Origin of the sequence: Bifidobacterium sp. B4111 (genome assembly GCF_026537235.1) — a bacterium.
Lineage (GTDB): Bacteria > Actinomycetota > Actinomycetes > Actinomycetales > Bifidobacteriaceae > Bombiscardovia.
The window spans coordinates 26,337-38,208 of record NZ_JAFNMO010000001.1 but is presented as its reverse complement, the minus strand read 5'-3'; the positions used below and the strand labels follow the sequence as shown (position 1 = coordinate 38,208).

Below are 11,872 nucleotides of genomic sequence, written 5' to 3'. Positions count from 1 at the left end.
TGATAATGACGAGGAAGATCACAGAGGCTGATTGCCGTGGTGCTTGCCGTTGACCCTGACGCGCTGCTTGTCTGCCAGGAGGTCCATGGCCTGGATCAGGACCGGTCTGGTCTGCTCCGGGTCGATCATGCCGTCCAGCTCGCCCATCTCCAGGGAGAGGTTGGCGTTGACGGTGCTGGTTTCGTACTCCTGGGCCAGCCGGCTGCGCAGCTCATCCACGTCCCGGCCGGCCTCCTTGGCCTCCTGCAGGTCGCGCCGGTGGATGATGTTGACCGCTCCCTGGGCTCCCAGCACTGCGATCTGCGAGGAGGGCCAGGCGTAGTTGAGATCCGCGCCGATGGTCTTGGAGCCCATGACGATGTAGGAGCCGCCGAAGGCCTTGCGTAGCACAATGGTGACCATGGGCACCTGGGCGTTGGCGTAGGAATAGATGACCTTGGCCCCACGACGGATGATGCCGGCGTGCTCCTGGTCCGAGCCCGGCTTGTAGCCAGGGGTGTCCACCAGGGTGATGACCGGCAGGTTGAAGGCGTCGCAGAGTCGGACGAAACGGGCCAGCTTCTCAGAGGATTCCGCATCCAGGCTGCCCGCGTCCACCATGGGCTGGTTGGCCACGATCCCCACCGGCCGGCCCTCCAGGCAGGCGAAGCCCACCACGACGGACCTGGCGTAGAGCTCCTGGACCTGGACCAGCTCGCCGTAATCGACGATGGCGTGGATGACGTCCAGCACATCGTAGGGCTGCCGGTCGTTCTCAGGGATGACCGTGGCCAAACGTTTGGCGGCCTGGCGCTCGGCATGGCCGGAGATGAAGGCGTACCGGGGAGGCTCCTGTGCGCTGTTGGAAGGCAGGTAGGCCAGCACGGTCCGGGCGTAGTCGATGGCGTCGGCCTCGTCCTCACCCAGGTAGTGGGCCACGCCGGAACGGGTGTTGTGCACGTAGCCTCCGCCCAGCTGGTCCATGCTGATGGTCTCGCCGGTGGCAGCCTTGACCACGTCGGGACCGGTGACGAACATGTCCGAGTTCTCCTTGGTCATGATGATCAAATCGGTCAGGGCCGGGCAGTAGACGGCACCGCCGGCACAGGGCCCCAGGATCAGGGAGATCTGCGGGACGAATCCGCTGGCCTGGCAGGTCTTGCGGAAGATGTGGCCGTACTGGGTCAGAGCGGCCACACCCTCCTGGATGCGGGCGCCTCCCGAGTCGATCATGGCCACGATGGGGACCTTGATCCTCAGGGCCATATCCATGAGCCGGCAGATCTTCTCGCCCTCGGCCCGGCCCAGGGTGCCGCCCTGAACAGAGAAGTCCTGAGCGTAGACGCCGACCTTGCGCCCGTAGACCAGGCCGAAACCGGTGATGACTGCGGAGCCCGCTCGATCCCCGGCGATGTCACCGCCGGCGAAGCGGCCCACCTCCTCGAAGGTGTCCTTATCGAAGAGCAGGTCCAGGCGTTCCCGGGCAGTCTGCTTGCCCCTGGCATGCTGACGGTCGCGGGCGTGCTCCTCAGCCTGTTTGGCCAGGGCGGCGGCCCGATGGATGCCCTGGCGCACCGGCTGGGAGCCCAAGGTGGATTCGGTGGCGCTCATGCCTGATCCTCCCCTCCCAGATCCAGGGTGACCAGGGTCTGGCCCGGATCCACCCCCTGGGCCACGGACACATCGATGGCCTTCACGCGGCCCTTGGCCGGGGCATAGACGTAGTTCTCCATCTTCATGGACTCCAGCACCACCAACAGGTCGCCCTTGTCCACCTCCTGGTCGGGGGCCACGTTGATGCGGGTGACCACCGCCTGCATGGTGGCCACTATAACGCCGGACCGGGCTGCGTCCTGCCGGGGTGCGCAAGGCTCCTGATCTCGCAGCCCGCGCCCTCGCAGGGGCTGCCTGGGCCTGGAAATGCCGCCGTGGCCGCCGACTCCACCCATGCCTCCCAGCAGTGACTGGGGCAGGGAAAGCTTGACCCGCTTGTCGTCGATCTCCACGTTGTAGGTCTCCATGGGATCGCTGTCCCGGTCCTGTTCCTGGGCGGAGGCGCTGGAGACCGAGGCGGGCTGGCCGCTGCCGTTGGAGGCAGGCTCCACGTTCAGGTAGACCCGTTCCAGCCACTTGGTGGACACATCGAAGGAGTGCCCATCCTCGGCAGTGAACTCAGGATTGGTGAAGATCTTCTGGAAGAGGCCGGCCGGGGTGGGAACCCCGCTGATGCTCATCTCGCGCAGGGCCCGACGAACCCTGGCCACAGCCGCCGGACGGTCCTGGGCGGTCACGATCAGCTTGCCCATCATGGAGTCGTCCCTAGGTGAGACCGTGTCGCCCACCTCGACGCCCGAATCCACGCGGATGCCGGGGCCGGAGGGCCACTGAATCGACTCGATGGTCCCTGAGCTGGGGGTCAGGTTGGTGGCCGGATCCTCGCTGGTGATGCGCAGCTCGAAGCTGTGGCCGCGGGGCGGAGGCGCCACGTTCAGGGAGCCGCCGTCAGCGATCCGCAGCTGCTCGCGGACCAGGTCCAGCCCGCAGACCTGCTCGCTGACCGTATGTTCCACCTGCAGCCGGGGGTTGACCTCCATGAAGTAGACGTCGTCTCTGGGTGTGACCAGAAACTCGCATGTGCCCAAGCCCACGTAGCCCACCGTGTCGAACAGGCGGCGGGAGAATCCCTCCAGCTGGGCGATCACGTCGTCGGACAGGAAGGGGGCCGGGGCCTCCTCCACCAGCTTCTGGTTGCGTCGCTGGACCGAGCAGTCCCTGGTGGAGTAGACGGTGAACTGGCCGTGGCTGTCCCTGCCGGATTGGGTCTCCACGTGCCGGGCCCGGTCCACGAACTTCTCGATGAAGTAGTCGCCCAGGTCGCCGCCCTGAATGGCATCATGGTTCATGTAGAAGGTGCGCAGCTCATCGCTGTCGTTGATCAGGGTGATCCCTCGGCCGCCGCCGCCGTCAGCCTTCTTCATCATGACCGGATAGCCATGCTCGTCGGCGAAGTCCAGCAGGGGACGCATGTCGGTGACGGGCTCGCTCAGGCCCGGCACCACGGGCACCCGGGCCCGCTCGGCCACCTTGCAGGCGGTGATCTTGTCACCCAACTCGTCCAGGACCTCCGGATCCGGCCCCACCCAGGTGATGCCCGCCTCAATCACCTTCCGCGCGAAGGAGGAGAACTCGGACAGGAAGCCGTAGCCCGGGTGGAGGGCATCAACGCCGGCCCGGCGGGCGATGGAGACGATCAGATCCTCGTTCAGATAGGTCTCCATGTTGGTGTCCCCAGGCAAGAGGTAGGCCTCGTCCGCCATCTGGGCATAGGGGGCATCACGATCCTGGTCGGCGTAGACGGCCACAGTGGCGATGCCCATCTCCTGGGCGCTGCGCACAACCCGCAGGGCTATCTCGCCGCGGTTGGCGATCAGCAGTTTTTTCATTCCCCTCTCCTCACTGGTTGCACAAGGGTGATTGGACTGGCGGAAAACATGAACAGGCTGGGGATTAGGAACCCACAGCGGCCACTTCAGGCAGGACGCCCACGTCGGCGGTGGACACGTCAACTCGGCTGCCGTCGGGCAACCGCACACGCAGGGAGGCGTCCGGATTGATCTCCAGGGCACGGCCTTCCACGGGCTCACCGGCCACGGGAACGACCCTGACCCACCTGCCCAATGTCCAGCTGAGCGTGGCAATCCGCGAGCGCAGCCCCTGGGGCCCGTTCAAGGACCTGTCCAGCGACCCGTCAACGCCGAGGGGGGCCATCTCCCCGCTCAGGCGCCAGCTGATGGCGTCGACCAGGTCGTCGCGCAGGGTCTGGTAATCGGGCAGGTCTTGGTAGTGGAGCTGCAGGGAGGTGGACTCCACAATAGGCAGCGCCTGCCGAGGCAGGAACAGGTTGATGCCAACGCCGACAGCCAGGGCCGACCAGTCTTGATCAACCCGGACCAGCTCACAGAGGATGCCTCCCAGCTTGGCCCCGCGGCAGAACAGATCGTTGGGCCACTTGAGCATCAGGACCTCTTCAGGGTCGCCACCGTCAGCCAGCAGGCAACGGTGGTACTCAAGCACGTCCTGCAGGCCTTCCAGAGCAGCTAACCCCGCCACCATGGGCATCCATCCGCCAAAGGGTCCAGCCAGCAGGCTGGTGGGCAGCGGCAAGGCCCAAGTGGCCAGCAAGGAGCGTCGTGGCTGATTGGCCCAGGTTCGGGCAAGACGACCGCGGCACCGGGACTGCGCATCGGCAACCGCTACGCTCAGCGGCATGGTGCTCCCCCCGGCGCCCGGCCATCGCCGAATACCTTTACTTGCGACTCTTCCCTCGTACCGTGCAGTCGTAGAAACACCCTGACGGGCATTTTTTCGAGGCGTAACTTCGGCTTTTCCCCTTGTGCCAGAGGCCAGTCCCTTCACGGTCTCCGTGCTCGTTGTCGATTCACCGCCCCCAAACAGCCGCTCGACCCGGTCGCGCGCATCCGAATACGTCGAGGCTTCCAGAGCATGAGCCACGAGCGTATTGGTCGAATCAACGGTGTCGAGCACCACGATCGAGGAGAGTACGCCACTGTCCAGCGATGCCGATGGCTGCCACTTGATATTCTGATGAGGCACGCGTTCCACTATACGGCACAAGGGGTCAGCCCCGATAGCGAACCACCCACAAAAGCGACGGCCGGTTTTTGTATCTTTTCACAGGAGATCCCTGGACAGCCCTGAGCGCATCCTCGGGCGGGCACTGGATAAAATGGGGAAGCCATACACCAGGCATGACCCGCGAAAGGGGTTCTTTTGAGCGCAGACAGCGGAAGGGCGCAACCGAGAGAGGCGGGCGAACAACCTGTACAGACGTCAGCCCTGAAGACCGGAAGGCCTGGTTCCCGTGCATCCCGGACCGTCGGCCTGGTCCTGGCCCAGCTGGCCTGCCTCTGGATTGCCTGCTGCACCGGTCTGGGCCCCCTCTACCGTCAGCAGGGTTCGCTGACACAGGTGGGCCTGCCCCAGGTGCTGATCATGCTGGGGACCCTGGCCGTCTGCCTGATCCTGGTCCTGGCCTGCCGCCGGATTTTGCTGGGTTGCGAACCCCCCCGGATGCCACAGCGCTTGACCGCCCTGGCACAGCGCCCGCGGATGCGTGCCTACGCGGCCTTCATCACCAGACAAACCAGCGGCTGGCGACCCATCATGCGTCTGCTCCTGCTGGGCTGGGCCTGGGCCTTCCTTACCCTGCTGGCCGCCTACGGGGCCGACCTGTACGCGCAGACCCAGGAATGCGCCAACTTCCTGGCCCAGCTGCAGGGCGATCAGCCCCCCTACGGCGGCAATGCCTTCACCCAGATGGACGTCTATCCCATCGGCCACTACCTGTGGCCAGGGCACCCCGCCTTCCTGACCGACCAGCACAACATGGTGCTGACCTTGTTCTACGGAATGACCATCATGGCCTCCAACCATTTGACCGGATCCTATGATGCGGGCATCGTGCTCCTGGCAGGGCTGCAGGTTGTCTTCGCGGCCTTCTGCTGCGCCGTCACAGCCGATCGCTTCCTGCGCGGCGACAAAACTGAATATGTCGGTGCCCTGGCCCGCACCCTGGTCATGCTCTTCTTCCTCTTCTCCCCCTTCGTGGTCTTCAGCACCTTCAGCCTGACCAAGTCCCCCCTCTTCGCCTTCGCCTTCATCTGGTGGTTCGGCATCTGGCACCAGCTGGAGTCAGGAGGCAAGAACTCGCCACTCCATACCAGCCAAGCGGCCCGGTTGCGGCCCGGCCTCGCCTTGAGCACCCTGATTATGCTGATCAGCGCCAAGTACGCCCTCTACATCATTCTGGCCCAGCTGGTCCTGGCCCTGATCATCCACCGCCGCCAGTGGGCCACCATCCTAATAGGACTCCTGCTGCCCCTGGTCCTGTTCACAGGGGTGACCGGGTCCCTGACGGCCACAGGGACAGTCATCCAGGGTGACCCTGTAGAAAGCCGCAGCATCCAGCTGCAGCAAATCGCCCGGGTGGCCAAGCTCAACCCCCGAGGGGTTCCGGCCCAGGCAAGGGCCGACCTTGAGCCCATCATGGACCTGGATAATGCCGCCATCCAATACACCCCCTGGGAGGCCGACCGGGTCAAGTCCTCAGGCAACCAGCCCAAACTGATCGTCTATCGCTGGAGGACCGTCACGCCCGAGCAGTTGTCCCGGCTGAACCGAGCCTGGCTTCAGGTGGGACTGCGCAACCCGTTGATTTACTTGGATGCCTTCATGGCCGAGTCCTACGGCTACTTCGACCCCGGCGACCCTGCCTACGTGGCCATGTCCTACTATCTGAACAACGGCTACGTGCAGAATTCGGGCTCCTGGCTGGCGGCCTGGTGCCACAACTGGCGCAACGGGGTGACCGGATTCGTCAGAACCTGGGCCGACACCCCCCTGCTGGGCCTGGTGGCACGGGCCAACTTCTGGGTGGTGGCCGCCCTGCTGCTGATCATGGCCCGTCTGGCTGCCGGCCGCTGGCGCGGGGCCCTGTGCTGGTTCCCCCTTCTGTTGGTCATGGGGGTCATGATCACTGCCCCCGCCAACAACTTCGAACGGCACATGCTGCCGGTGGACATGGTGGTGCCCTTCCTGATCCTGGACATGGTCCGGCAGAGCCGTCGTGCCCGCGTCGAAAACCCGATGGACCGGCCGACATGATCGGCCAGTCGAAGCGGTCCAGGCCGCAGGACGACGACCCTGCAGAAGCGCAGCAAGGTCACCAGGCACCTGACGCCTCCGATGCCGCCGTGGAGCAGATTCTGCGGAAGACACTAGACCATCTGGAGGAGGCGCTGCCCTGGGCCAGGTCCCTGCCCGCCGATGGCCGCAGAACCTTGGAGGGGGCCATACGAACAGCTCTGGACGACCTGCTCTCCCGACTTGACACCCCAGGCACAGAAGGCAGCGAAATCCCCTCCCCCGTACCAGCCGAGCTCTCCCGGAGCCTGGGCTCGCACCGGGCCATGGAGCTGACCCGACTCATTCTGGACATGCTTGAGGAGGCCGGCCGGACCATGGGTGCCGAGGGGGAGCGGTCCACGCTGGTCTACACCCGTCATGCCGCCACCTCAGCAGCCGCTCTCTACGCCGATCTGGCCGAGGCAAGGAACGGACGCAATGCCGCAACGGAGTCCAGGATCATCCGGCATGTGACTGAGAAAGCGGCGGACACACGCACTGTTGACGATTTGGCCCGGCTGGGCTGGCCGACCGAATTCGACTGCTTCGCCGTCGCTGGCGAGGCCCGGTGCAACGATGAGGGACAGGGCATGGAGAACGCACGCCAGCCGATACACACCACGGTGGCCCGTCAAGGCGGCAGGGCTCTGGTGGGCGAGAGCGAGGGGCTCATGGTGGTCCTGATCGACCCCAACCGCTCGGGCACACCGACCGACTTCTGCGCGTCCATCCTGCGCTTCTTCGCCGACCAGTCAGCTGTCTGCATGGGGCCCCTGGGCCATGGGATCTCCGGTGCGGGAGCCTCCATCCGAGCCGCCCTGAGCACGCACGCGGCGGCACCGGCAGTGGCCGACCCCATCACCGCCGCCCTGCCCAGGCCGCTGCACGCCGACGACCTGCTGCCCGAACGAGCCCTCAACGGGGACACAGACGCTGCCGACCAGCTTTACCAGGAAGTCTATCTGAGCCTGGCCGGACAGGATCCAGACGGGCCTCTGCCGATCACCCTGCTCACCTTCCTGCGCTCTGGCAACTCGCTGGAGCTCACCGCAAAGAAGCTGGGCATCCATCCCAACACCGTGCGCTACCGGCTCAGGCGCTGCGTGGAGGTGACCGGCTGGGACGCCATGGACCCACGGGAATCCTTCGTCCTCCAGGCGGCCCTGATCATCGGCAGAATCCGCAGATCGCATCCGCGCGCCGACTGACTGCTGCCCGACCGACTGTCGCCAGACCAAGATATAAAAAGGGCGGGGACCCGGAGGTCTCCCGCCCTGGAAGCTTACAGCAGAACCGGCTCAGAGCACCGCGATGTCCAGGGGAACGCCCGGACCCATGGTGGTGGTGACGGTGGCCTTGGTGATGTAGCGGCCCTTCACCGTGGCCGGCTTCAGGCGCTTGATCTCCTCATCGACCGCGTGGAAGTTCTCCTCCAGAGCCTGCTGCTCAAAGGAGACCTTGCCCACGGGGAAGCTCAGGTTGCCGTTCTTATCCACACGGAACTCGATACGTCCAGCCTTGATCTCGGTGACCGCCTTGGCCACATCCATGGTCACGGTGCCGGTCTTGGGGTTGGGCATGAGGCCACGGGGACCCAGCACGCGGCCCAGACGGCCGACCTTGCCCATCATGTCGGGGGTAGCCACCACGGCATCGAAGTCCAGGTAGCCGCCGGCGACCCTAGTCACCAACTCGTCGTCGCCCACCTCGTCGGCTCCGGCCTCGGCGGCTGCAGTCGCCTGGGGACCACGAGCGAAGACCAGGACGCGCACGGTCTTGCCGGTGCCGTTGGGCAGGCTGACGGTGCCGCGGACCAGCTGGTCGGCCTTACGGGGATCCACGTTCAGACGGTAGACGGCCTCTACGGTCTCGTCAAACCCGCGCTTGGGCATGCTCTTGAGCAGGGCGATGCCCTCCTCAGGGGTGTACAGGTTGGTGCGATCGACCTTCTCGGCCGCCTCGCGGTACTTCTTGGAACGCTTGGTCATCTGCTTCTCCTATCAGCAGTCGCGGTGCGGGCAAGCGTATGCCCTACCGCTCACAACAAAAAATTCAGTCGGTGACGGTGATGCCCATGGAACGGGCGGTGCCTTCGATGATCTTCATCCCGGCCTCGACGTCGCGGGCCGACAGATCCTCCATCTTGGTCTGGGCGATCTCGCGGACCTGAGCCTTGGTGACGGATCCCACCTTGGTGGTCAGCGGGTTGCCGGCACCCTTGGAGACACCGGCCGCCTTGCGCAGCAGATCGGCTGCCGGCGGAGTCTTGGTGATGAAGGTGAAGGAACGATCCTCGTAGACGGTGATGATGCAGGGAATGACCTGGCCCATCTTGTCCTTGGTGGCATCGTTGTACTGCTTGCAGAAGTCCATGATGTTCACGCCGTGGGAACCCAGTGCCGGGCCCAGAGGGGGCGCGGGGTTGGCCTTGCCGGCCTCTATCTGCACCTTGATCAGCGCGGTGACTTTCTTCTTTGCAGCCATATGCTGGTTCTTCTTTCTACGAAGCGGTGATGTCGGAGACCATAGGTCCCCTCCCGCAACCTGTTCTTTCCAAATGCGCTCCACAGGGGGGCACAAGCTTGACGATTATCGCATCGACCGGGGACCGGCCGACGGCGCTCAGACGATCTTCTCGACCTGGTCGAAGCCCAGCTCCACAGGAGTGTCCCTGCCGAAGATGGAGACCAGAACGGTCAACTTCTGCGTGGTGGGCTCCACATCGGAAACCACGGCGGCCATGGTAGCGAAGGGCCCTTCGGTGACAGTGACCTGATCGCCAACGGCATAGGAGACCTCCACCGTGCGCTTCTTGGCGGCCTCAGGCTTGTCCCCAGCGGCCTTCAGCGCCTCGGAGGCGATCATGGGAGCCATCATCTGGACGACCTCCTTGCGGGTCAGCGGAGCCGGCTCCTTGCTGGGGCCGACGAACCCGGTGACGCCCTCGGTGTCGCGAATGATGCGGCGGGCGTTCTCGTCGGGCCACATGCGAATCAGCACATAGCCAGGCACACGCACACGGGTGACGACCTTCTTGCCCTTGTCGGTGTGCTTCTCGACCTCTTCCATGGGGATCTCCACCTGGAAGACCTTGTCCTCCAGACCGAAGGAGGCCACGCGGGACTCCACATTGGCCTTGACGCGCTTCTCGTAGCCTGAGTAGGTATGCAGAACGTACCACTTGCCCTCAAGAGTGCGCAGCTTCTTGGAGAACTCGTCCACGGCACGCTGACCGGGGTCCTCCTGGTCGATCTGGTCGTCGGAGTCGGAAGAATCGACCGGGGTGGCCCCGGCCTGGGCAGGCTCAGCTGGTGTGCTGTCCTGCTCAGCCTGTTCAGAAGGGGACCCGAGAGGCTGATCCTGGACCTGGGCATCCTCCTGCGTGGGGACATCGTCGGACGCCGACGGGACCGGCTCTGCGGCCTGATCGGGGTCCAATCCCTCTCTGGTCAGATCATCACTCATGGATCACTCCACCTTCTACCTTGTCACGGCTCAGCCAAATATCAGGAAGGCCAGTTTGCCCAGCCCGAAGTCCATCACGGTCACAAAGACCATCAGCAGCAACACAAAGATGAAGACGGCCACGGACCAGCCCACCAGTTCCTTGCCCGTAGGGGTCACGACCTTGCGGATCTCATCGATGACCTGCTTGATGAAGAGCCCGATACGCATGAAGAAGTTCGGCTTGGCTTCCTCAGCCCCATCCTTCTGTGCCATGGTCATCCGTCCTTCGTTTGTTCTGCATCATCTGTTGCAAGCCTTGGCAGGGAAGGCGGGACTCGAACCCACAACCTACGGTTTTGGAGACCGTTGCGCTACCAATTGCGCCACTTCCCTATCGGAACTTCCCACCAGCCTACTCGGCAGGGAGGAAAAACCGCCAAATCGCAAGTCTAGCCTAAAGGTTGGATTGCGTCCAACCGTGTTGCCCCGAGAGCATTTTGCCCAGAAGCCGGATCAGGCGCTGACCCAGTCCCCAAGGCGCCGCATGCCCTCGGCCAGATCATCGTCGGCCAGAGCATAGGAAAAGCGCAGGCAGCCGGGCGCGCCGAAGGCCTCACCGGGCACGGCCGCCACCTGAATCTGCTCCAGGATGGTCTCGGCCAGCTCACCCGAAGTAGAGCAGACCGTGCCTTCCGGACCCACCGGCCTATTCAGCAGGGCAGTCACGTCAGCAAAGGCGTAGAAGGCGCCCAGGGGTTCTGGGCAGGTCACCCCTTCCATAGCGTTCAGGGCATCCACGATAGCCCGCCGACGCAGGGCGAAGGCCGACCGCATGGCCTCAACGTCTTTCAGGCCACCGGTCAGAGCTGCCAGGGCCGCCTGCTGGGATACGTTGGCCACGTTGGAGGTCATATGCCCCTGAAGCTTGGCAGCCGCCTGGGCCACTTGCAGGGGTGCAACCAGCCAGCCTACCCGCCAGCCGGTCATGGCATAGGTCTTGGCCACACCGTTGACCGCGATCAGCTGATCGCGCACCTGGGGCACCAGAGCGCCCGGATAGGGGGTGCTCGCCCCCTGGTAGGTCAGATGCTCATAGATTTCGTCACTGATCACCCAGATCTGGTTCTCCATGGCCCAGCGGTCCACGGCGGCCACCAGGTCGTCGTCCCAGACCGCTCCGGTAGGATTGGCAGGCAGGTTGAGAACGATGGCACGTGTACGCTCGGTTCGGGCCGCCTCCAGCTGCTCCAGGCTGGGGATATAGCCCTGGTCGGCTCCACTGAGCACCGGAACCGGCCGACCGCCAGCGAGCAGAACCATCTGGGGATAGCTGGTCCAGTAGGGTGCGGGAATGATGACCTCATCGCCGGGGTTCAAGAGGATCTGGAAGGTCTCGTAGACGGCCTGCTTGCCGCCGTTGGTGACCACCACCTGATCCGGGTCGATTTGATAGCCCGAGTCGCGCATGGTCTTGTCGGCGATGGCCTGTCTGAGCTGGGGCAGGCCTGCTGTGGGCGTATAGCGGTGATTTCGCGGATCCAGACAGGCGCGGGCCGCCGCCTGCACGATATGGTCAGGCGTGGGAAAGTTGGGCTCGCCGGCGCCGAAGCTGATCACATTCATGCCTTGGGCCTTCATGGCCTTGGCTTTTGAATCCACGGCCAGAGTGGCACTGGGGGCCACTGCATCTATGCGTCTGCTCAGGGTCTGCCATTGCGCCATAGTCATATTGCTATGATAC

At 64.5% G+C, this 11,872-nt stretch carries 10 protein-coding genes and 1 tRNA gene; 2 read left to right on the top strand and 9 right to left on the bottom strand.

Translation table 11 applies throughout. The annotated features are described in order from the left end of the window. Positions 1–18: 18 nt before the first annotated feature. The 3 genes from J3T93_RS00180 to J3T93_RS00170 form a co-directional block, all read right to left on the bottom strand. A complete protein-coding gene (locus J3T93_RS00180) occupies positions 19–1,590 on the bottom strand; it encodes an acyl-CoA carboxylase subunit beta (RefSeq protein ID WP_267430102.1) in 1,572 nt (523 codons plus the stop codon). Beyond that, on the bottom strand, positions 1,587–3,422 hold the full coding sequence (locus J3T93_RS00175) for an acetyl/propionyl/methylcrotonyl-CoA carboxylase subunit alpha (RefSeq protein ID WP_267430101.1): 1,836 nt from the start codon (positions 3,420–3,422) through the stop codon (positions 1,587–1,589). The genes J3T93_RS00180 and J3T93_RS00175 overlap by 4 nt, the downstream gene beginning before the upstream one ends. Before the next feature lie 64 nt (positions 3,423–3,486). Further along, positions 3,487–4,593, bottom strand: a complete 1,107-nt coding sequence (locus J3T93_RS00170; RefSeq protein WP_267430100.1) for a biotin--[acetyl-CoA-carboxylase] ligase — start codon at positions 4,591–4,593, stop codon at positions 3,487–3,489. A 177-nt stretch (positions 4,594–4,770) separates the two neighbouring features. Here J3T93_RS00170 and J3T93_RS00165 point away from each other — a divergent pair, with 177 nt between their 5' ends. Further along, positions 4,771–6,663, top strand: coding sequence for a DUF6020 family protein (locus tag J3T93_RS00165; RefSeq protein WP_267430099.1), 1,893 nt, complete (start codon positions 4,771–4,773; stop codon positions 6,661–6,663). After that, a complete protein-coding gene (locus J3T93_RS00160; RefSeq protein WP_267430098.1) occupies positions 6,660–7,892 on the top strand; it encodes a PucR family transcriptional regulator in 1,233 nt (410 codons plus the stop codon). Before J3T93_RS00165 ends, J3T93_RS00160 begins: the two co-directional genes overlap by 4 nt. A 90-nt stretch (positions 7,893–7,982) precedes the next feature. On the opposite strand, the gene rplA is transcribed toward J3T93_RS00160, so the two are convergent. The 6 genes from rplA to J3T93_RS00130 form a co-directional block, all read right to left on the bottom strand. Then, the gene (gene rplA / locus J3T93_RS00155; RefSeq protein ID WP_029678147.1) at positions 7,983–8,672 is read right to left on the bottom strand and encodes a 50S ribosomal protein L1; all 690 of its coding nucleotides are present in this window, start codon (positions 8,670–8,672) and stop codon (positions 7,983–7,985) included. A gap of 64 nt (positions 8,673–8,736) precedes the next feature. Continuing rightward, positions 8,737–9,168 carry a 50S ribosomal protein L11 gene (gene rplK, locus J3T93_RS00150; RefSeq protein ID WP_015022451.1) on the bottom strand — a complete coding sequence of 144 codons (432 nt, stop codon included), beginning with the start codon at positions 9,166–9,168 and terminating at the stop codon, positions 8,737–8,739. 138 nt (positions 9,169–9,306) lie between these two features. Then, entirely contained in the window at positions 9,307–10,149 is an 843-nt protein-coding gene (nusG, locus tag J3T93_RS00145; protein WP_267430097.1) for a transcription termination/antitermination protein NusG, read from the bottom strand. Between the two features lie 30 nt (positions 10,150–10,179). Next, positions 10,180–10,404, bottom strand: coding sequence for a preprotein translocase subunit SecE (gene secE / locus J3T93_RS00140; protein ID WP_029678149.1), 225 nt, complete (start codon positions 10,402–10,404; stop codon positions 10,180–10,182). A gap of 44 nt (positions 10,405–10,448) precedes the next feature. Continuing rightward, a tRNA-Trp gene (locus tag J3T93_RS00135) sits at positions 10,449–10,524 on the bottom strand. A 120-nt stretch (positions 10,525–10,644) separates the two neighbouring features. Continuing rightward, positions 10,645–11,853 carry a pyridoxal phosphate-dependent aminotransferase gene (locus tag J3T93_RS00130; protein ID WP_267430586.1) on the bottom strand — a complete coding sequence of 403 codons (1,209 nt, stop codon included), beginning with the start codon at positions 11,851–11,853 and terminating at the stop codon, positions 10,645–10,647. Between the last annotated feature and the right edge of the window lie 19 nt (positions 11,854–11,872).